We start from the raw sequence: 20,620 nt of genomic DNA, 5'->3' as shown, positions 1-20,620 counted from the left end.
TCGCTAAAGTTTCGAATCCGGCCGAAGCCGTGTGCCGTCGAAAAGCCGTGAGTATCGGAACGGCGTCAGGTCCACCGCTGTGGCGCTACCGGTAATCATGTCGGCAGCCGCCAACCCGGCGGCGGGGCCGACTCCGAAGCCATGACCGCTGAAGCCTGTCGAGAGGAAGAATCCGGGTAGCGCGGCCACGGGTGAAATCACCGGCACCGCATCCGGCATGGAATCGATCACGCCACCCCAGCTTCCCTCGATCCCGATTTCGCCGAGTTCGGGAAATGTGGCACGCAGTTCGCCAAGCGCGCGCCCCAGGAGTTCGGCGTCCGGCAGCGGATCAAGAATGCGCGTCTTCTCGAACGGTGAGACTTCGTCCGCCGACCATTTCGAGGATTGCAGCAGTTCGTCAAGGAACGCCTTGCCGAGGCGGATCTTCAAGCCCCGGCGGCGTTGAAGGAAGGTTGGCAGGAATTTCCAGCCATAGCGCAGTAGCGACGGGGTGAGGTGGACGGTGCCGCGTCCGCTCATCGCGACCGTATAACCGTCATCAGTGCGGCGACGCACAGAGAAGCCGGGTGTCGAGACGCATTGGCTCAACAAATCTACCGCCCGCGTAGTACGGGCTACCGATCCGTAGACCACAGCCTGGGGCAGGTCGACACCATGGCGCCGACAGAAAAGCGATGACCAGGCACCTCCAGCACAAAGCACGGCGTTGGTCCGGATCGCTCCCCGTTCGGTCACCACGGCCGCGACTCGACCGCCTTTCTTCTCCATCAACCGCACAGCGCAGTTCTGCACCACGACCGCGCCGAGGCGTCGCGCCGCCTGGGCAAGCAGAGGAACCACTTTCGACGGCTCGGCGCAGCCGTCGGACGGGGTTTGGAGCCCACCGACCCAGCGCCGCGCGCTTCCGGGAGTCTTGGCTTGCGCCTCCGCTGCCGTGAGGAGCTGACTGTGAATTTGATGTTCGCGTGCGATATCCCGCCAGCGTTCCCACGCCGCGAGTTCCGCCGCGCTGTCGGTCACGAAAGCGACACCCACCTTGCGAAACCCCAGATCCGCACCGATCTCGGCGGGCAGCGTTTCCCACAGGCTCATGCTCAGTCGCGCAAGATCGAGCTCGGCAATGTCCCGCCCCTGTTGGCGGCACCAGCCCCAATTGCGGCTGGATTGCTCCGCCCCGACCAGCCCTTTCTCCAGCACGACAACGGACACGCCCCGCTTCGCCAGAAAGTAAGCGGTCGAAATGCCTGCGATGCCTCCGCCGATGACGACCACGTCCGCCGCCTCCGGAAACTCAGTGTCTGTCTCGATCCGCTCGAGGGGTTGTTGCATCAATTGAACTCCGAAGGACGGTAACGAGATGGCAATGCCGCGCCGAAGCGCAGCATGCTCCTCGCGTCTTCAAACTCAGTCCTCGATGCCGATCCTGTCGCGCAACTCAAGCCACCAGCCATAGGATGGCGGCCATTTTTGCCAATCTGAATCGATTCCGAGCGCACGTGCCGCATGCAGCGCCCAGTGCGGGTCGTACAGCGCCTCGCGGGCGATCGCGATCAGATCGGCGTGCCCCTCTGCGAGTATCGCTTCGGCTTGCGGACCATCGAGGATCACACCTACAGCCATGGTCGGTACGCCGGTCTCGCGACGGATATGCGCGGCGTAGGGAACCTGATGGCCGCGCTGTAGCTTTTTGCGCTGCTTGGCATAGTCCATCATCGAGTTTTCGGCCCGGATGCCGCCTGAAGAGCAGTCTATGAGGTCCACTCCCCGGGCCGCCAGTTCGCGGGCAAGCACGCAGCTGTCCTCGATGGTCCAGCCGTCCTCGCGCGTGTCCAGGTCCTTGCGCCAGTCGACGCACGACAACCGGAAGAACAGAGGTTTGCCTTTGGGCCAATGCCTGCGAATGCTCTCGGCGATCTCGAGCGCCAGTCGCATGCGTCCCGCCAGATCGCCGCCATAGCCGTCCTCGCGCTTGTTGGCGACCGGCGAGAGAAAGGAATGGATCAGATAGCCATGGGCGGCATGGACGTCGAGAACGTCGAAGCCCGCCTCATCGGCGCGGCGTGCACCCTGGCCATAAGCATCGATCAGCGCGGCAATCTCGTCGATCGACAGCGCGCGGGGTGCACGCCAATGTGACACACTCTTCGCCTCAGTCGAACTAACCGGCGTCCAGGGCCGCTCGCCGCGTGCGGCTTCCGCGTCGCCCAGTGATCCGAGACCTTCCCAGGGCCGTTGGCGTGACGATTTGGGCCCGGCATGATGGATCTGCGCCGCTGGAACGCTTCCTTGCGCGCGCAGAAATTCGGTGATCCGGCGCAGCGGCGCGATCTGCGCGTCGTCCCAAAGTCCGAGGTCGCCATACGTGTTCCGGCCGATGGGATCTATAATGAGCCCTTCGGTCATCACCGTTCCGGCTCCGCCGACGGCATACTTCGCCAAATGCTGGAAGTGCCAATCGGTCGCCTTGCCGTCCGGCCCCGCCTTGTACATCTGCATCGGCGCGATCACGATCCGATTGGGAAGGGTCACGTCGCGCAGCCGGAATGGGCTGAACAGCAGAGACGATCCACCGGCGCGACTCGGCTTGGCTGCAACGTTCATTCCTGCTTCTCCTCCAAAGCGGCCGAGCTGTGAGCTCTACGCGGCCGCGACTCCCGTTGACGCGACGGTACGCAACCTGGGAGGCGGAGGCAGATCGACAAACCTCGTCGCCAGAGCCGCGTAAGCATCCAGAAGTTCCGCGACGCCACCATCCGGGCCGGCCGGCCTTCCTTCCATCGCCTTGAACAGCTGGTGCTTGACGAAGAACCGCCATGTAACCGGCGCCGCCGTCAGGATGCGCGTCAGCAGCGCATAGCGCTGCTCGGTCCAAACTTTCTCGAACTGGACCCTGCCGGCGCCGTGGCCGAAATGCTCCTTGCTCGCTTTACCTGCGAGTGCGGCGCGTAGGCGCTGGGTTTCGGGCCCATCGACAGAGCCGTCCTCCGCGAGCGCAACGCCATAATCCGAACGAGCGCGCTCGCGGCTGACGAAGCCGCAACGCACATCCTCGACGACGCGTTCAATCGGCCGTTCATGGGGATGGCCGTAGCCGCCGGCACCTGGCCCCACCAGTAGCAGCATATCGCCGGGTTCGAGAGGTACGATGTCGCTATTGCGGAGATCCTCGGCCTCTCCGTAAGGATTGCGAGTGAAGCTGGAGGCAGCACCGGCATGCCCGCCGCACGCTCCCCAAGCCGCGATCAAGCAGCGGTCACGATTACGAGCGGTGACCATCGATTGCGGCGCAAAGAGCTGAAATTCCATCATCAGGGCGAGGCCACCGCGATAGCGACCGGCACCGCCTGAATCGGTCACGAGGCCATATTTGTGGATGCGGATTGGGATCTCGGATTCGTTGATCTCAACCGGAGTATTCTTCAGGAACGACATGTTGGCGCCGCTGCCCTCTGCACCGTCCTCGAACGGACCTCCGCCGGCACCGCCGCCGACCGGTCCGATCGAGGCCATGACGGTTCGTCCGTCGCGCGTCGCGGTGCGAACGTTGACGAGACTGAGCCCGTTACCCGGTGAGGCCGGAAGGCGGTCCGGAAGGGCGAGCGTAAAGGCACCGATGACCACGACCTGAGTGACGTTGCAAAGCAGGCTGCGCATACCAACGGCGGCAGGGAATTCGCAGTTCACCACCGTACCGGGTGGCAGAATGGTATTGAGCATCCGCACGGTGCCCGAATTCAGAATGATGGTCGGATCGAGCGTGTAGAGCACATAGATCAGGCCGACCGTGATGAGCGAATGATGCGGATTGCCACCTGTCGGCATGTTCAGCGACGAGACCAGTTGGGGATCGGTACCGGTGAAGTCCATCGTCAGCGCATCGCCACGCACGCGCACCGTCAGGCAAATGCGAACCGGATAGCCGTTGACCGAGTCTTCATCGGCATAGTCCGAGAAGTTGTAGTCACCGTCGGGAATACTGCGTACCAGCGAGCGAGCCTGCTCCTCCGCATAGTCAAGTAGCTGTTCGAGGCCAGCCTTGAACGCTTCAAGTCCGAAACGCTCGATGATGCCTTGGACCTTGCGCTCGCCTACCTTGACGCAGGCAAGCTGGGCATTGAGGTCACCCCAATTCTGCTCCGGCACGCGTACATTGAGGTTAAGGATACGCAGCACGTCGTCGTTCATGACGCCGTTTCGCATCAGCCGGATCGGCGGAATCCGGATACCCTCCTGATGGACCTCCGTCAGCGTCCGCGACAGCGAGGCAGGCACGGCGCCGCCGATGTCGGTGTTGTGGATGTGGTTGCCGACAAAACACACCAACTCACCGCCCGAGAATACCGGCATCCAAAGGTGCAGGTCGGGCGAGTGAGTTGCCACATAACCGCTATACGGATCGTTCGTGCAGTAGACATCGCCTTCCTGGTAGTCGTCAAACATCCGGATCACGGCGCCATAGTCGAGGCCCGTATACCAGGTCGCGCCCATGCTCTTCGGTGAAGCCACGGTCTGTCCGGACCGTGTGAGGATCTGGCAGGAGAAGTCTTCCGTTTCCTTCACGAAGGTGGAATAGGCCGTACGCATCAGCGTGTAGCCCATACTCTCCGCCGCCGCAGCACAGTGGTTGGCGAGAACCTGAAGCACCGCCTTGTCGATAATCATGCCGATGCTCCAAGAACGATGCGCAGGTTTCCGAACTCGTCGACCGAGGCCACGAATCCGGCAAGCACGACGGTCGTACAATCGTCCTGCGCCACGATCGCGGGTCCTTCAAATGTGTCACCGGGTGCGAGGGCCTCACGCCGGTAGAGCGGCACGGAGCACTTGGCTCCGTCGAGAAAGACCTCGACGCTCTTGTCGGAAACGGCCCGGCCGGGACGTAGCTTGCGCTTTGGAAATTGCGGCTTCTCGGTTTTGCCGCTGATCACGAGGCGCGCCGTGATGAGTTGAACCGGCGCCGTCCGGTCGGCATGACCGTACATTTGCTCATGCGCGACATGGAAAGCCTCGGCAAGAGCCTCGAAGCGGCCACTCTCGATCGATTCGGAATCGAGCGCCGCATCGATTTCGAACGATTGGCCGCGATAGCGCATATCCGCCGAGAACGCCAACGCGTATGGGCCGTCATATCCTTGATCGTCCTTGAGCCAGGACAGCGCGTTCGCGCGCAACTCAGCGAAGGCCTCCTTCAGCACCGGCATCGCGCCAGGGCCAAGGTCCAGATAGAGCGTGCGGATGAAATCATTCTTCAGATCGGCGATCAGGCCGCCGAGCGCACTCAGCACGCCCGGTGTCGGGGGAACGACGACTTCGCGCATCTTCAGTTCGCGCGCGAGGAAGCAGGCCATCATCGGGCCGGCGCCGCCAAACGCCAGGAGCGAGAAGTCGCGCGGATCAACGCCAAAGCGCGACAGCAGACCACTCACCTCCGAGAACATGCCTGACACGGCGATATTGACGATGGCCTCGGCGGTCTGCTCGATCGAACGATCCAGTCTTTCGGCGAGATGGCCGACGACCGCCCTCGCCTTGCCGACATCGACATGCACCGCGTTATAGCCGAGGTCGGAATGTCCGACCAATCCAGTTGCGACGAAGGCATCCGTGATCGTCGCCCGGTCGCCGCCAAGACCGTAACAGGCGGGCCCCGGCCGCGAGCCGGCGCTTTCGGGGCCGACCTTCAGGACGCCGAGCCGATCGACCCACGCGATGGAGCCGCCACCTTCACCGATCGAGCTTACCGAGACCGAGGGAATGAATATCTGGAAGTCGCCGATGCGCTCGCCAACGCCATATTGGGGCCGGCCATCAACAATCAACGCGACGTCGGCAGTAGTACCGCCGATGTCGAGACTCATGCAGCGGTCGATGCCACATGTTTCGGCAACATAGCTGGCGCCGATCACTCCGGAAGCGGTGCCGGACAGGATCATTTGCACGCACTGCTGCTTACCCTGTTCGGCGGTCATGATGCCGCCATTCGATTTGGTCAGCCGGGGATCTGCGGGCACGCCGAGATCTTTGAGGGCGCTTTGCAGCGACCCGAGATAGTGAGAGACGCGCGGCTGAACATATCCGCCGATGACGGCGGTGATGGTGCGCTCGTATTCGCGCACGATCGGCCAGGTCTCGCTTGAACAGAACACCGGCAATCCAGGGGAGACGCGCTCAACGACCGCCTTGGCCTGCCGTTCCAGCGCACCATCGCGATAGGAATGCAGAAAGGAGATGACCACACCCTCGGCGCCGGCGGCCGAGGCCGCCTGTACTGCCGCTTCGACCGCTGCTTCGTCCAACGGCTCGACAATCGAGCCGTCGGCGAGCATGCGGCCCGCAATGCCGAACACCATGTCCCGCGATACCAGCGGCGCCGGCCGCTTCGACAGCAGACTATACATGTCGGGAATCTTGAGACGCGCGAGCTCAAGCACGTCGCGGAAGTGCTCGGTAACGAACAGAGCGAGCTTCAGTCCCTTGCGCTGCACGACGGTATTTACGCCGACCGTCGTGCCATGAGTGAAGTAGGTGATCTCGCCGGGCGAGACGCCGTAGCGCGCGGCCAGTCCACGAACACCTTCCAGCACTTCCGCGCCGGGCTGATCCGGGCGGGAAAAGACCTTCAGCGATCGAAGCGTCTTGCTCTGCTCGTCGAAAATAGCGAAATCGGTGAATGACCCGCCGATATCGACCCCTACGCGATAACCCATCATCGAGCTCCAACAGTCACGGCCGCTTCTTTGCGAAAAATGCGTTGATTAGACTGCATGTGCCCGCAATCAAGGATCGATCGACGGCCCCGGCACGAGAGTTCGGCTCTAGCGGCCGAGCTCCTTATTCCACTGCTCAAGCCATTTCGCCTGGCGCGGCGGGAGATCCTTGAAGGGCGGAATGATGATCTCGTCGATCTTGGTGATCTCCTGAGCGACCGCCGGATCATAGACGGCATCGACATTCCCCGTGCCGTAGCGCACCTTGCTGCCGAAGCAGGATTGGCGCCTGGCGTCGAGCGCGAAATTCACGAAGTCAAAGCCCAGATCGGAGCTGCCCTTGGCCTTCTGAACCCAGGTGATGCCCGCGATCGCGCCCGGCGCCGGTGTGAGATAGCCGAAACCGGAATTGCCATCGTCGATGAAGGCCCAGGCCCTGCCATCCCAGTAGGCCGCCATATCGATCTCACCGCTCTTGAGATCGTTGAGCACCTGGTTCGGATCGGTCCAGAGCGTGAGATTGCGGCTGTCCAGCATGCGCTTGGCCTGCGCAAGGCCGGGCGCGATGTTGTCTATGCCGCCGCCATACAGCGTCGAGAGCTGGTAGACGATGAAAGGCGCGCCACCCCCGGTGTAGTTGATGCTCGGCGCAGAACTCTTCCACTTGCCGCTGACCGTACCCTCGACAAACTCCTTCCAGGTCTTTGGCGGATTCGGCACGGTCGCCTTGTTGTAGATCACACCCATCGAACCGTAATTGTGCGCGACCCCGTAGCCGTCGCCAACGTCGGTGAAGCGTTTGGCGATCTTGGCGAGGTTGGGCACGCGCTCGAGGGAGAACTTGTCGACCAGCCCGCGATTGATCGCATCATAGGCATGGTCGCTCGCCACCATCATCACGTCGAGCGGAGGCTTGGTCGGGTTCGCGGCGATCTGGTTCAGCCATTGCGGCGCCGAACCAAGCACGATGTCGACCGACTTTCCGGTCTCCTTCTTGAAGGGATCGACGACACATTCGCGGAAGCTGCGCTCCCAGATACCGCCAAAGGCTCCGACGACGAGGTCGGCGGCCGAGGCACTCCCACCCATGTCCAATACGGCCATTCCGCACACAGCTGCGAGAGCCGCACTTCTCTTCCCCAAACCGAGCATGCTCACAATACAGTCCCTTCTGTTTTTCATTGAACACAGGACGTAGCCAACGGCTGAAAACGCTTATTCACTATTCTAAAAATTTTTGCAACCATTTTCATTGGAGCAAAATTGAAGGTCACTACGACTGACACGCGATCGCTCATTCAAAAGCCTATTTTTTAAGCGTAATGTGCCTTTTTGTGCAGATGGCCTTGAGCTGAGGGATACTTTCAATGCCTCATTGCGCTATCATCACTTTTAGGATAATGAAATTATTGCCTTCAGTGAACGGGAGCTGGCTGAAAACGTGAAATCGATTGCGAAAAAGAAGTCCGGGGACGCGCCATCCTCCCTGAGGGATTCAACCAACGCGCCCAAAACGTCTGCAACCAGAGTTGGAGCGATCCTGCGCCGCTTCCGGAAGCAGAACGGGATTTCGCTCCAGGAGCTGGCAGATCTATCCGGGGTTTCGGTGGGCACGATCAGCCAAGTCGAGCGCGATCTCGCCAATCCGTCGCTGCGCGTCCTGACCAGCATCCGCAACGCCCTCAATCTCCCCGCCAGCGCGCTGTTCCACGAGATAGCATCGCCGCCCGAGCGCGATCCCGGTTTCGTGCGGCGCGCAGCACAGCGGCCTCGTCTCGAGCTGGGCTATATGAGCAAGGAATTGCTGTCAGCGGGGACACCGCACAGCTTGCAGCTCATGATCCTGCATATTCCCCCCGGGAATTCATCCGGAGACAAGATGATCCGTTACCCGGCCGAAAAAGCCGGCCTTGTTCTTGAGGGCGAGATCATCCTCACAGTCGGCGAAGAGGAAGCGCGCCTGCAAAAGGGTGACAGCTTCGTGTTCGACAGCTCGATCGCGCACGGCTTTTCGAATCCAGGATCGACCGAAGCAAAAGTCCTTTGGATCATCGGGTCTGTTCCGGCAGCCCCCCATTTCTAGGCGGCAACCATGGTCAGCGTTCCTCTCAGCCTGCGCGGAATCAGCAAATCCTTCGGCAATGTCCAGGCACTCAAGCCGCTTTCGCTCGACGTCGGGGCTGGCGAGATGATCGCCCTGCTGGGGCCGTCGGGTTGCGGCAAGACGACCACGTTGCGCAGTATCGCCGGCTTTGAACAACCCGACACCGGCGCCATTTACATCGGTCCCCATGACGTGACCGAACTTCCGCCCAATCTTCGCGATCTTGGGATGGTGTTTCAGAATTACAGCCTGTTCCCGCATATGAGCGTCGGCGAGAACGTGGCGTTCGGCCTCAAGATGCGCGGTATTGCGCGGGCGGACCGGGAGCGTCGGGCTCGGGACCTGCTGAAACTGGTGCGCCTCGGCGATTTTGCGGATCGCGAGATACACCAGCTGTCCGGTGGCCAGCAGCAGCGCGTCGCGTTGGCCCGGGCCTTGGTTACGGACCCGAAGATATTACTGCTGGACGAACCGCTGGGTGCGCTCGACAAGAACCTGCGGGAAAGCATGCAGTTCGAACTCCGCGAGATTCAACGCCGACTCGGAATTACTTCGATCCTGGTGACGCACGACCAGGAGGAAGCGCTGACCATGAGCGATCGGGTCGCTGTCATGTCGGCTGGCGAGATCGTGCAGATCGGCGCACCGGCCGAGGTGTACGAGAAGCCCGTCAACCGGTTCGTTGCGGACTTCCTCGGCACCGCCAACATCTTCTCCGGCTCGGCGCTGGCCCCGGAAGCCGACGGCACCTGGCGCGTCGCACTTTCTGGAACCGAGCCGGTCGAGGCCCGGATCACGACGAACAAGGCCCTTGCCGCGGGAGAGCGCGTGACCTTTGCGGTTCGCCCCGAGCGCTTGCTGATCGGCCCACCGGACGGACCGGGGCTGACTGCGCGTGTGCGCGACGTGGTGTATCGCGGTTCCTTCCTGACCTATGAGCTCGACGCGGCCGGCCGCACTACACCGCTGTTCGTGTATGGCCAGACCCGGGCGCCTGTGCCCGTGAGCAGTGCCGTCAGGTTGACGTGGGAGCCTGATTGCGCGGTCTTGCTGGAGGGCCGCGCGTGAGCATGCAGACCCTCACTTCCCTCTCCGCCTCGCCACCCGCGCAGTCGAAGCGCAACCGTTTCCGCCTTGCGACCGGCAGTTGGGCGCTGCCGGCTGTCCTGTTTCTTGTAGCGTTCCTCATCGTCCCCCTGGTCGCGAACGCGTTTCGCAGCGTCACGTTGGGTGAAGCCGCGCTGAACCCCTGGGCGTACTACGAGAAGCTTCTGTTGGACTCCTATTATTCCGGAATCTTCTTCACGACATTCAAGGTCTCGCTGGTCACTACTCTCTGCACACTCGTGCTGGGCTATCCGGTCGCCTATTTCATGGTGCGCTATGCCGGACGTTGGAATGCGCTGATTCTGTTCTGCATGATCGCGCCGCTGCTGACCTCGATCATCATGCGCACCTTCGGCTGGCGGGTGCTGCTGGCGCGGCGCGGACTGATCAATGTTTGGGCGACCGATCTCGGCATCATCAGCCGGCCGCTCGACATTCTTAATGATCCGCTGGTGGTCTATATCGGCCTCGTGCACGTGATGGCGCCGTTCATGGTGTTGTCGATCACCGCCGTACTTCAGGGCGTCGACGTCCGGCTGGAAGAATCGGCTCGCGTGCTCGGAGCAAACCGCTGGCGAACGTTCCGCCACATCACGCTGCCGCTTAGCCTCGACGGCATTGCGACCGGCTGCATGCTCGTCTTCGTGATTACAAACGGCAGCTTCCTGACCATGCTGCTGCTGGGCGGCGGCAAGGTGCAAACGCTGTCGCTGCTGATCTATCAGCAATTCAACCTGACACAGGACGTCGGCTTCGCCGCCGCCATGGGCAATGTCCTGCTGATATCCGCCATGGTCTGTGTTGCACTGCAGACCAGATTTGTCCGTCGTCGAGGGGTCAAAGCATGACAGCGTCTCACGTCAACCCGCCCCGGCGCCGCCGCAGGCCAGACTACCTGGCTTGGGGGCTTGGCATCTGGGTCGTCGCGTTCATGACCTTCCTGCTGTTTCCGATCGCCGCCGTCGTCGTGGTGTCCTTCTCCTCGGCGACCTACATCGCCTTCCCAATGCCTGGCCTCTCACTGCGCTGGTACGCGCGCATCTTCGAATACCGGCCCTTCATCGACTCGCTGATCGTATCGCTTCAAATCGCGATCGGCTCGGCGGCACTGGGAATCCTGTTCGGCGTTCCCGCTGCGCTCTGGGTCGCCCGCTCCAAGACCTCGGCCGCTGCCCTGATCGGCAATCTGCTGCTCGCGCCAATCTCGGTTCCCGCGATTGTGCTGGGCTTTTCGCTGCTTTATCTGCTATCGGCCATAGGCGTCGGTATCTCGTTCGCCGCGCTTCTGATCAGCCATACCGTTGTCGCCATCCCCTATATTTCCAGGACCGTACTGGCCGTCTACCGCGCATTGCCGCCGGATTTTGAGGAGGCGGCATCCGTCCTGGGCGCAACGCGCTGGCAAACGCTCTACCACACGACGCTGCCGCTGGTCAGGCCCGGCATCTTCGCCGGCAGCCTGTTTGCTGTCCTGATCTCGCTCGACAATCTGCCCTTGTCGTTTTTCTTCGGCACGGCGCAGTCGAATACTCTGCCAGTGGTCATGCTGAGCTACATGCAGAGCCAATTCGACCCATCAATTGCGGCCATCAGCACAGTGCAGATGCTGATCGCGGTCACTGCGCTGCTCGTCCTGAACGCGACCTATGGAATCGATCGACTCACCGCGGCCTGAGCGCCGTGGTGCAAGTTGCGCCTGCATGCGTTGGAACGAGACATCCGCTGACCGTCACCGACCAGGGTCCCTCATAGGGTCCTGAGAACAGGCATTCCCACGATACTCGACGCCTCCACGTCTATTTCCTTCGGTCCTGGCCGTTCGGACACGTGCGAGTTTGACAAGGACATTATCATCGACAGAATCGTTGGCTCCGGACTGGCTCGCGACCGGAACAGATCAACCATCGATCCCAGGATCAGCTTTAAGATATCTAACATCAGCGCAGGATCGTCCGATCCTCTCCCGTCACCCAACTGCAATTCAATTTGCGACAGGGACAGGCCCCTCGTAACGTCTAGGGCCATCAGTCCAGCTAAGCATTTCTGCCACGCCATCGCGCGACACGTATTCTGATGACGCCCAACATCAGGGACCAGATGCCTAGTGGTTTGATCGATGTTTCGTCGATCGCTTCACCTTTGAGCGATGACTCAAGGTTCGTGACGAAGATCGAGGCAAGGCGTTGGATAACGTCCTGAACGATGCCCGCACGATTGAATTGGGCAAGGCGCCCGCTAAGACGCCACGAGAGATTCACCAGGATCAAGCTGCCGGACGCTTCTCCTGGAAGAACACGCCATTCCACTTCACCTTCGGCGGACGACCCGGAGCCGGCGTCCTGGCCACGACCGCTCAGACGGCCAATCCGGTTTTCGGCATCGAGCAGCACGTTGCCGTCCCCGTTGAGAGCCACCTTTATTGGCCCAAGGGAGACATTCATACGTCCCCGAACCCGGTCGTCCTGAAGCTCCGTGATCTCGGCCCCCGGCAAACAAAAGGAAACTTGGCGGATGTCGGACAGGCGATTCCAGACGATCTCGGGCGGAAAGCCGACGGCGAGGCGCTGTTCAATCGACGACCACCCTTTGCGTGCGCCCACCCCTGCCGACGCGGTGGGAGCGGCAGGACGGTTCGGCGGCACGGCGGGCTTCATCGGGGCATCGACCGGTCGAACGGCGACGGTGCCTTCAATCGCTGCAACCACGGTCTGAGGGGCACGCGCGACCTTTCCCTTGCTGACCTCCTCGATCGCTTCCACTATTCCGACATAGCCCGTACAGCGACACAGGTTCCCCGACAGTTCTTCGCGGATCCGCGCGGCGCCGGTCTCGCCAAGCCTGAGAATGATATCGCGCGCCGTGACCAGCATTCCGGGTGTACAAAAGCCGCATTGCAGCGCGTGGTGCCGCGAGAATGCGTCGCGAAGCTGCTCCATCAGCGCATCGTCATCGAACCCTTCGATAGTGATAACGGAGCAACCGTCAGAATCGCCTGCATAGCTGATGCAGGAGCGCTGCGGTTTCCCATCGACGACAACCGTGCAGGCACCGCAGACGCCCTGTTCGCAGCCCACGTGAGTGCCTGTCAGATTGAGGTCCTCGCGCAGCAATTCGCACAGCTGAGTGCGCGGCTCGACCGTCGCGGTCACCGGCCGCCCGTTGACGGTTAGGCTGACACTCAGCATCGACATCTCAGGCGGCTTCCACGAGCAAAATTTGCCCCAAACTGCGCTGTACGGCGGCGATCAGTTGCTGCCTGTGGGCGGGCGCCAGATTTGGGAGAACTTCTTCAATTTCCTCGCGCGCATCACGGGCGGCATGCTCAGCTCCGCGCGTTGCCAGTGTTTCTGCGCTGCGTGTCAGCAGCGCCGGACGGCCCTCGGGGGAGCCGGCAAGAATTCGGAATAGTCCGATCTTGGGATCTTGTATGGCAAGTCCAATGGCCTTCGCAAATTCACCGGTCTTCCGACACACCTTGTAGTAACCCCAACGCGCTGCTGCGGAGAAGCGCGGCAGCTCGACCGCGGTAAGGAGCTCCGTGTCGCCGAGCTCGGTCGTGAATGCACCTGCCAAAAACTGCTGGGCCGGCACGCGGCGTTCACCCGCCTGTCCACGAATGACGATCGTGGCGTCGATGGCCGCCATGGTCGAGACCCAATCTGCCGCGGGATCGGCATGCGCCAGACTGCCTCCGACGGTACCGCGGTTTCGTACCGCCCGATATGCGATGCCACGCGCCACATAGGGCAGGAGCCCGCGCGTAAAATCCTCGATCGCGCCGTCCTCAAGCTCCGCGTGCGTGAACGTCGCCCCGATCGAGCACAATCTTGCATCCGCTCGTACCGCCTTCAGCTCGGGGATATGGCGGATGTCGACCAGTTTTGCGGGACGAGTCAGCCGCAGATTCAGCATCGGTCCGAGCGATTGACCGCCGGCAAAGATCTTGGCGTTTGCTGTCTCATCCGAAAGCACGGCAAGCGCTTCCTCCATGCTCCGGGGCCGCACATATTCAAGCGAAGCCGGCTTCATGCGACGTTGCCCAATGTTGGCTTCGCCGCGGCAATGGCCGCGAGGATTCGCTCGGGGGTAGCCGGAATCTCACGAACCGCGGCGTTTAGCGGTGTGAGAGCGTCATTGATGGCATTTACCAGCGCGCCTGCCGGAGCTATGGCGCCTCCCTCACCGACGCCTTTAAGGCCATGCGCGGAAAACGGAGACGGCGTTTCCATGTGCGTAATGCGGAAACGGGGCAGTTCGGTCGGTCCCGGCAGGAGATAGTCGATCAACGTCGAGGCCAGCGGCTGTCCATTGTCGTCATATGGGCTCTCCTCGAACAGAGCCGTTCCAACACCTTGCGCTGCTCCGCCGATCGTCTGCCCGTCGACGATCATCGGATTGACCATGGTCCCGCAATCTTCGCAGATGGCATAGTCGAGGATTTCGACAAGCCCTGTCTCGGCATCGACCGCGACATAGGCGGCGTGACTGGCATACGAAAATACGCCGGTATCGACCTGAGGCTTGTAAGCACCCGTCGCCTCTAATCCCCCTCTGTCAACGGCGTCAGGAAGCTGGTCCGGCCGCATGTACCAGGCCCTGCCGACGTCCTCATAGGAGACGCTTGCTTCGCCGGCGAATATGCCCCCGTCGCGGAAGCTGACGTCTTCCGCTCGGACCTGCAAGAGATGCGCGGCAATACTTTTGATCCGTCCTGCGACGATCTCGGCCGCGACTGACACCGCGCCGCCGGTCATCACGATACCGCGGGACGCATACGCCCCCGTCGAGAAAGGCGTGTTGGCGGTGTCTCCCAGCGTGACGCGAATGTCTTTCAGGGGAACGCGGGTCTGTTCATGGGCGATTTGCGCAAGGGTTGTTTCCAACCCCTGACCGATGGTGTGGATGCCCGCCTTGACCTCGAGCGCGCCGTCCGGTGTCAATTTGACGTGGGCCTGGTCGAAGCCCGGAACCAGCGGAAGGCCCCATTGGGCAAAAACCTTCGTGCCGTGCGCGGACTGTTCCGTATAAGTTGCAAAGCCCACACCGAGATATCGCCCTTTCGCATCCCGCCGGGGCTCTGAACGGATACGCTCGAAGCCAATCATCTGCTTCACCTGGAGAAGCGATGCAGGATAGTCGCCGCTGTCGTAGAACTTTTTGGTGATGTTGGTGTAAGGCATCGCGGACGCTGCAACGAGATTCTCGAGACGGACCTCCCAGGCTTCCCGGCCGACGGCCTTTGCGATTGCGTCGATCGTCAACTCGATGGCGAAGCACACGCCGGGACGTGCGACGCCCCGATACGGTGCAAAGGGTGGCTTGTTGGTTGCCACGGAGAATGTGCTACAGCGATACGCCTGAAGATCGTATGGACCCGGCAGGTTGCCTCCGGCCTGGGCCGCCTCCAGGCAGGCTGAGAACGGCCATACAGAATATGCTCCGCAATCAATGGCGACCTCGGCGTCCAGACCAAGAAACCTGCCGCGATTATCGGCATAGGCCTTGATCTTGTATTCGTGTTGTCGTGCGTTGGCTCCGGCCGTGAGATGTTCTCTCCGATCCTCGATCCAGCGAAACGCGCCCTTTCTCGTATAGGCAAGCCACGCGACAGCGACCTCTTCGGGCATCAGCATGCATTTGTAGCCGAACCCGCCGCCGACATCGGGAGCAGCCACCCGAATGATGGCCTGGGGAATGCCGAGGCATTCCGCCAACCCGATGCGGATCAAATGCGGTACCTGGGTCGAGGTCTGCACCACCAGCTGCCCTGCCCGATGGTCCCACCATGCGACAAGGCCTTTGCCTTCCATCGGGTGCATGACCTGACGCGCTGTCGACAGCTCCAATTCCACGACGACGGGGGCGTTTGCGATGACGTCGTCAATTCCCTGGTCCAACGACGTGCGCAGGAACAGGTTGTCCGCCCACTCCTCGTGAAGGGGTTTCACTCCCGGCGAACGGCCCGCCGCGCACGTCACGATCGGGTCGAGTTCGTCATACTCGATCTCCACCAGTTCGCAGAGGTCCTCCGCGGCGGCACGGTTGGCTGCCAAGCACATGGCAACGATCTCGCCAACGAAGCGGACGCGGTCGGCGGCGAGCGCGGGATAGTCGGAAACTTTGTAACCAGGGATCGACGATCGCGTCGTTATCGGCGACACACCCTCCATGTCCTCATTGAAGACAACGGAACTCTCGAATCCGGTCGGCTTCCTGCGTTCTCGAATGATCGCATGAGCAACCGGACTTCGCAGGAACGCGACCTCCAGCATTCCGGGTATCCGGATATCTCCGACAAACTGACCACGACCGCGGAGGTGGCGCGCATCCTCCTTGCGGAGAACGCGCGCACCGATGCCCTCACCAGATTCAGCCTTGACCATATCGGACCATTCCGCCTAACGGCACGCCTCGCCTAAAATCAGATCCAGGCGTTCTCACACATCGCACACTTGGGAGACGATCACAGACAAGCCCGCACACCGCGTGCCGAACCTCTTACCACTTATTTCCGCCGTAACGGAATGCATCGAGACGAAACTCCGCGACCTGAAACCACTGGTTCGACGCGTTCATGTATTCTTTCCAGTGTTCATATACCCGCTTGAAATCCGCACTCTTGGTAGAGAGCTCGTTGAAGGTCTCTACGGACGCCTTGTAACAGGCTTCGATCACCGGCTGCGGAAAGGCGCGCAGTTTCGTGCCGCCGGCGATGAGTCGCTTGAGTGCCGCCGGGTTCTTCTGATCGTATTTGGCCAGCATGAGAAGATGCTGCTCATTCGCGGCCGCCTCGAAAGCGTCTTTGTAAAGCTGCGGCAGTTCCTTCCATGCCGGCGCGTTAACAAGGCTCGTAATCATCGCGCTGCCTTCCCACCAGCCCGGCGTATAGTAGTAAGGCGCGACCTTGGCGAACCCGAGCTTTTCGTCGTCGTACGGGCCGATCCATTCGGCCGCATCAATCGTGCCGCGCTCGAGCGAAGCATAGATGTCACCGGTTGGAATCTGGATCGGGACGCTGCCGAGACGCTGCAACACCACACCGCCAAGCCCGCCGATGCGGACGCGGAGGCCCTTCAGATCTTCTACCGTATTGATCTCCTTGCGATACCAGCCGCCCATCTGCACGCCGACATTGCCGCAAGGGAAATTCAGCATGTCCTGCTTGGCGAAGATCTCCCGCATCAGCTCAAGACCGCCGCCGTAATACAACCAGGATGCCTGCTGGCGCGCATTCGCCCCAAAGGCCACGCCTGAATCGAAGGCGTAAACCGGGTCCTTCCCGAAATAGAACGACGACAGGGTGTGACCACACTGGACGGTTTTGTTAGAGACAGCATCGAACACCTGTAGCCCGGGCACGATCTCGCCGGCGGCAAAGCACTGGATCTCGAACTTCCCGTCGGTGAGCTGTCCAACGCGTTTGCACATCTCGTCCGCAGAGCCGTAGATGGTATCGAGGCTCTTCGGCCAGCTCGTTGCCATGCGCCAACGCACCTTGTCGGGCGATTGCGCGATGGCCGGTGCGGCCATTGCCGTCATTGCGAGGCCGGCGGTCGCCTTTTTCAGGAATGTTCGTCGCTTCATCTGAAGTCCCCTCCTCCACGTTGCGTCGAAAGCATCGCCTTCATCCCTTAGCTACGCCGGGCTGAGTGGCGCTCGAATGATTCGCGTTCCAAGAAATGGGTCCGCCGAACAGAACAGGGAGGCCACCATCGGCTGAGCCTGTTTGCGGCGCATCGAGCAACCTCCGGACTACGTCCATTCCTCAGTCCCAAAATTATGATGGTATACTGAGCATTTTTTGGAAAGCTGTCAAATGGGACTTCAGCACAAAAAATCGGCCTGAAATGCCCAATGCTTGATCGCAACGCAGCAAGCCGCCGCGCTTTCCGAAGTTGTTGCGTCAGTGCCCCTGACGTTCAGCGCTATGGTGCCATGGCATCACCACGCGCTCGATGACCGCCACGGCCTCGATCAGTGCGACGCCGACGATGGCGAGGATGGCGATCGCCGCAAACACACGTGTGGTGTCGAACATGCCCTGTGCGCTCAGGATGACGTAGCCCAGCCCGCGTTGCGACGAGACGAATTCACCGACGATGGCGCCCACCAGAGCCAACGACATCGCCACCTTGAGCCCCGCAAACAAATGCGGCATGGCGCAGAACAGCTTCACCCGCAACAGCACCTTGAGGCGGGATCCGCGCATCGTCCGCGCAAGATCGACGATATCAGGCGGGACCGAACGCAGCCCCAGCGCGGTGTCGATGACGACCGCAAACACAGCAATGAGAAAGGCGATCGCAATCTTGGGGGTATCCCCCACGCCAAACCAGATGATGAAGAGCGGCGCCAGCGCAACCTTGGGCACGCTGTTCAAGGCGACGAACAGCGGGAACAGCAGGCGCTCGAGCAATTTCCATTCGACGATTACGATGGCGAAAAGAACGCCGAATACGACAGCCGCCGCGAAACCCGCCAGGGTGATTCCAAGAGTGTAGCCGGTCTGCTCCACAAACCACAGAGGTGAGGCCAGGATCTCGCCGAACACCGCAATCGGACTCGGCAGCAGTACCGGGCGAATGGAAAATACCCGGCAGGCGACCTCCCATATGGCAAGAAAAGCCACGGCGCCCGCGAGTGGAGCAAAGCTGCGCTGAAGGCTGTTTCGGATGAAGGCGGCCAGATCATTCATGAATCAGACCCATCTTCTCGAACAACCCGCGAATGTGCCGGGCATAGTGACCGAATTCCTTGCTTTCGCGCACGGCAAGACGCCGCTCACGCGGCAGATCGATGGAAATGTCTTCGACCACACGTCCCGGACGCGGGCTGAACACCACCACCCTCGTCGAGAGAAAAACAGCTTCGGAAATACTGTGCGTGACAAACACAGCGGTCATGTTTCTTTGCTGCGTAAGATGGTGAAGATCAACGTTGAGCTGATCACGGGTAAGTGCGTCGAGTGCACCGAATGGCTCGTCCATCAGCAGGAGCCGCGGATCGAGCAGCAGCGACCGGCACATCGCAACACGTTGCCGCATTCCGCCCGATAGCGCGCGCGGATAACTGTGCACGAAGGCGCTGAGACCCGCCATCGCCAGCAGTTCGCGGGCGCGCGGCTCGTAGTCGCGCTTGCGCTTGCCGCCGAAATCCGCCGGCAGCAACACGTTATCCAGCACGTCGTACCAATCCAGCAACGCATCGCGCTGAAACGCCATTCCGAGACGATCGGGTGGACCGGAGATCGGCTGGCCATCAATCAGAAGGTTGCCGCTGGTCGCCGTCTCAATGCCGGCAAGACACCGCAGGAAGGTACTCTTGCCGCATCCGCTGGGACCGAGCAGGCTGACGAACTCGCCCTCTCCAATGGCAAGGGAAACCTCCTGCAGCGCAGTGACACCCTTGCCGTCGCTCCCAAATTGCTTGGTGACCTGCGAAGCGTGGATCATGGACCGGACAACTCAGAACTTGCCGCTTCCAATGTCGGCGACGACGCTCTTGTCGATAAGGTCGTTGGTGAAGACCTCTTCCGACTGGACTTTCTGGTCCAGCAGCCCGCCCTCGGTCAGGATCTGAAGCGCCGTCTGCCAGTCCGAGGCGGCCATCACCCCAAAGGGTTGCTTCTCGGTTGCCTGCGTTTTCGAAAAGGCCCGGATGCTTTCGATCTGCTTGCGCAACACGTCGGGATCGAGCTTGGCCTGCGGACGCGCAGCAATGATGGCCTGCACGCCTTCCTCGACATGATTGTTGAGGATGTAAGCCCAGCAGCCGGCTACAACACTGGCAAATCGGCGAAGCGCAGCTGCCTTGGTCTGGAGCGTTTTTTCCGTGGCGAACAGGCCGAAGCTCGGAAACTGCAGACCGTAATCCGCAAAATTCAGGCTGGTCGACGGGCGCTTGACCGATACGACCGGCAGAAAGAACGGCACGGAAGAAAACGCGCCATCGGCTCCTCCGGCCACATATGTTCCGGCCTTGGCTGGAGCACTGACGTTGAGAAGTTCGACGTCGCTGCGCGTCAATTTGCCGGCAGCCAGAAATCGATCGATGAAGGGGGCTTCCAGTGAGCCCGCCGTAAAGGCGATCTTCTTGCCCTTGAGATCGGCCGGACTGCGAATGTTGCTGTCCGCCGGCACCAGCAGTCCGATGTCGTTCCTTTGCACGAAACCGGCGAAGGCTTTCACCGGCAGTCCCTTCGAACGCGCAATGACCATCGGGGCGAGCGATGCATGACCGACGTCGTACTCGCCGTTCCCGACGATCTGCACCGTCGAGACCGAACCGTTGCCGTCGTCGAGCGTGACATCGAGATCGTATTTCTTGAATAACCCCTTCTGCGCGGCCAAGTGCATGGGCGCCTGATTGCCCCATGGGGTCCAGTCCAGGCGAACCTTCACGGTGTCTGCGGCAAGCGCGGACAGGGAGTTCAGACAGCCGGCAAGCACCACCACGATTGCAAGACAATTCCAACGACGTGCGGACATTTATCATCCCTCCTCATTCGAGAAGCGCATCCACCGGCGTTTGCACGGTAACACGACAATTTAGAATTCGACAAGATATGATGTTGTACTGACGATTTTTGTTTTGGCATGGGCGATGTTGAGCTAAGACACCCTGGCCGGTCAGATCAGGTGACGGAGGCGCAGCTTGTCGGCGGCGCCGGCGCGCCCGGCCGGAAACGGTTGCAAAGCAG

Annotated in this window: 16 protein-coding genes; 4 read left to right on the top strand and 12 right to left on the bottom strand. The window is 61.2% G+C overall.

Annotation, left to right across the window (positions count from 1 at the left end):
* Positions 1-3: 3 nt before the first annotated feature.
* The 5 genes from JQ628_RS30710 to JQ628_RS30690 form a co-directional block, all read right to left on the bottom strand.
* Positions 4-1,332, bottom strand: a complete 1,329-nt coding sequence (locus tag JQ628_RS30710; RefSeq protein ID WP_212229223.1) for an NAD(P)/FAD-dependent oxidoreductase — start codon at positions 1,330-1,332, stop codon at positions 4-6.
* A 75-nt stretch (positions 1,333-1,407) separates the two neighbouring features.
* On the bottom strand, positions 1,408-2,604 hold the full coding sequence (locus JQ628_RS30705) for an NADH:flavin oxidoreductase/NADH oxidase (protein WP_212229221.1): 1,197 nt from the start codon (positions 2,602-2,604) through the stop codon (positions 1,408-1,410).
* A gap of 36 nt (positions 2,605-2,640) precedes the next feature.
* Entirely contained in the window at positions 2,641-4,665 is a 2,025-nt protein-coding gene (locus JQ628_RS30700; RefSeq protein WP_212229212.1) for a hydantoinase B/oxoprolinase family protein, read from the bottom strand.
* The gene (locus tag JQ628_RS30695) at positions 4,662-6,710 is read right to left on the bottom strand and encodes a hydantoinase/oxoprolinase family protein (protein WP_212229210.1); all 2,049 of its coding nucleotides are present in this window, start codon (positions 6,708-6,710) and stop codon (positions 4,662-4,664) included. Before JQ628_RS30695 ends, JQ628_RS30700 begins: the two co-directional genes overlap by 4 nt.
* Positions 6,711-6,818: 108 nt before the next feature.
* Positions 6,819-7,814: an extracellular solute-binding protein gene (locus JQ628_RS30690; protein WP_212229209.1), complete on the bottom strand. Its 996-nt coding sequence runs from the start codon at positions 7,812-7,814 to the stop codon at positions 6,819-6,821.
* 337 nt (positions 7,815-8,151) lie between these two features.
* On the opposite strand from JQ628_RS30690, the gene JQ628_RS30685 reads away from it, so the two are divergent.
* Genes JQ628_RS30685 through JQ628_RS30670 form a run of 4 tightly spaced genes read left to right on the top strand, consistent with a single transcriptional unit; the run spans position 8,152 to position 11,596 of the window.
* Positions 8,152-8,793, top strand: a complete 642-nt coding sequence (locus JQ628_RS30685) for a cupin domain-containing protein (protein WP_212229207.1) — start codon at positions 8,152-8,154, stop codon at positions 8,791-8,793.
* Positions 8,794-8,802: 9 nt separating this feature from the next.
* Positions 8,803-9,882, top strand: a complete 1,080-nt coding sequence (locus JQ628_RS30680; protein WP_212229205.1) for an ABC transporter ATP-binding protein — start codon at positions 8,803-8,805, stop codon at positions 9,880-9,882.
* A gap of 2 nt (positions 9,883-9,884) precedes the next feature.
* On the top strand, positions 9,885-10,769 hold the full coding sequence (locus JQ628_RS30675) for an ABC transporter permease (protein ID WP_212229277.1): 885 nt from the start codon (positions 9,885-9,887) through the stop codon (positions 10,767-10,769).
* Positions 10,766-11,596 carry an ABC transporter permease gene (locus tag JQ628_RS30670; RefSeq protein ID WP_212229203.1) on the top strand — a complete coding sequence of 277 codons (831 nt, stop codon included), beginning with the start codon at positions 10,766-10,768 and terminating at the stop codon, positions 11,594-11,596. The genes JQ628_RS30675 and JQ628_RS30670 overlap by 4 nt, the downstream gene beginning before the upstream one ends.
* A 358-nt stretch (positions 11,597-11,954) precedes the next feature.
* Here the strand turns inward: JQ628_RS30670 and JQ628_RS30665 are convergent, their stop codons facing one another.
* The 7 genes from JQ628_RS30665 to JQ628_RS30635 all read right to left on the bottom strand — a co-directional run bounded on the left by JQ628_RS30665 (position 11,955) and on the right by JQ628_RS30635 (position 20,375).
* Positions 11,955-13,106, bottom strand: a complete 1,152-nt coding sequence (locus JQ628_RS30665) for a xanthine dehydrogenase family Fe-S subunit (protein WP_212229201.1) — start codon at positions 13,104-13,106, stop codon at positions 11,955-11,957.
* Positions 13,107-13,113: 7 nt separating this feature from the next.
* Positions 13,114-13,950, bottom strand: a complete 837-nt coding sequence (locus tag JQ628_RS30660; protein ID WP_212229199.1) for an FAD binding domain-containing protein — start codon at positions 13,948-13,950, stop codon at positions 13,114-13,116.
* Positions 13,947-16,304 carry a xanthine dehydrogenase family protein molybdopterin-binding subunit gene (locus JQ628_RS30655; RefSeq protein WP_212229197.1) on the bottom strand — a complete coding sequence of 786 codons (2,358 nt, stop codon included), beginning with the start codon at positions 16,302-16,304 and terminating at the stop codon, positions 13,947-13,949. Before JQ628_RS30655 ends, JQ628_RS30660 begins: the two co-directional genes overlap by 4 nt.
* Positions 16,305-16,419: 115 nt before the next feature.
* Positions 16,420-17,505: a TRAP transporter substrate-binding protein gene (locus JQ628_RS30650; RefSeq protein ID WP_212229195.1), complete on the bottom strand. Its 1,086-nt coding sequence runs from the start codon at positions 17,503-17,505 to the stop codon at positions 16,420-16,422.
* A gap of 319 nt (positions 17,506-17,824) precedes the next feature.
* Positions 17,825-18,616, bottom strand: a complete 792-nt coding sequence (locus JQ628_RS30645; RefSeq protein WP_249128618.1) for an ABC transporter permease — start codon at positions 18,614-18,616, stop codon at positions 17,825-17,827.
* On the bottom strand, positions 18,609-19,373 hold the full coding sequence (locus JQ628_RS30640) for an ABC transporter ATP-binding protein (RefSeq protein ID WP_212229193.1): 765 nt from the start codon (positions 19,371-19,373) through the stop codon (positions 18,609-18,611). The genes JQ628_RS30645 and JQ628_RS30640 overlap by 8 nt, the downstream gene beginning before the upstream one ends.
* A 12-nt stretch (positions 19,374-19,385) precedes the next feature.
* Entirely contained in the window at positions 19,386-20,375 is a 990-nt protein-coding gene (locus tag JQ628_RS30635) for an ABC transporter substrate-binding protein (protein WP_212229191.1), read from the bottom strand.
* Between the last annotated feature and the right edge of the window lie 245 nt (positions 20,376-20,620).

Origin of the sequence: Bradyrhizobium lablabi (genome assembly GCF_018129385.1) — a bacterium.
GTDB classification, from domain to species: domain Bacteria; phylum Pseudomonadota; class Alphaproteobacteria; order Rhizobiales; family Xanthobacteraceae; genus Bradyrhizobium; species Bradyrhizobium lablabi_C.
This window is presented reverse-complemented; position numbering and strand designations above follow the sequence as displayed.

Excerpts from the sequence above, each read along its gene's own strand:
- JQ628_RS30710 (WP_212229223.1), bottom strand. The coding sequence starts at position 1,332 with ATGCAACAACCCCTCGAGCGGATCGAGACAGACACTGAGTTTCCGGAG.
- JQ628_RS30705 (WP_212229221.1), bottom strand. The coding sequence starts at position 2,604 with ATGAACGTTGCAGCCAAGCCGAGTCGCGCCGGTGGATCGTCTCTGCTG.
- JQ628_RS30700 (WP_212229212.1), bottom strand. The coding sequence starts at position 4,665 with ATGATTATCGACAAGGCGGTGCTTCAGGTTCTCGCCAACCACTGTGCT.
- JQ628_RS30695 (WP_212229210.1), bottom strand. The coding sequence starts at position 6,710 with ATGGGTTATCGCGTAGGGGTCGATATCGGCGGGTCATTCACCGATTTC.
- JQ628_RS30690 (WP_212229209.1), bottom strand. The coding sequence starts at position 7,814 with ATGGCCGTATTGGACATGGGTGGGAGTGCCTCGGCCGCCGACCTCGTC.
- JQ628_RS30680 (WP_212229205.1), top strand. The coding sequence starts at position 8,803 with ATGGTCAGCGTTCCTCTCAGCCTGCGCGGAATCAGCAAATCCTTCGGC.
- JQ628_RS30675 (WP_212229277.1), top strand. The coding sequence starts at position 9,885 with ATGCAGACCCTCACTTCCCTCTCCGCCTCGCCACCCGCGCAGTCGAAG.
- JQ628_RS30670 (WP_212229203.1), top strand. The coding sequence starts at position 10,766 with ATGACAGCGTCTCACGTCAACCCGCCCCGGCGCCGCCGCAGGCCAGAC.
- JQ628_RS30665 (WP_212229201.1), bottom strand. The coding sequence starts at position 13,106 with ATGCTGAGTGTCAGCCTAACCGTCAACGGGCGGCCGGTGACCGCGACG.
- JQ628_RS30660 (WP_212229199.1), bottom strand. The coding sequence starts at position 13,950 with ATGAAGCCGGCTTCGCTTGAATATGTGCGGCCCCGGAGCATGGAGGAA.
- JQ628_RS30655 (WP_212229197.1), bottom strand. The coding sequence starts at position 16,304 with ATGGTCAAGGCTGAATCTGGTGAGGGCATCGGTGCGCGCGTTCTCCGC.
- JQ628_RS30650 (WP_212229195.1), bottom strand. The coding sequence starts at position 17,505 with ATGAAGCGACGAACATTCCTGAAAAAGGCGACCGCCGGCCTCGCAATG.
- JQ628_RS30645 (WP_249128618.1), bottom strand. The coding sequence starts at position 18,616 with ATGAATGATCTGGCCGCCTTCATCCGAAACAGCCTTCAGCGCAGCTTT.
- JQ628_RS30640 (WP_212229193.1), bottom strand. The coding sequence starts at position 19,373 with ATGATCCACGCTTCGCAGGTCACCAAGCAATTTGGGAGCGACGGCAAG.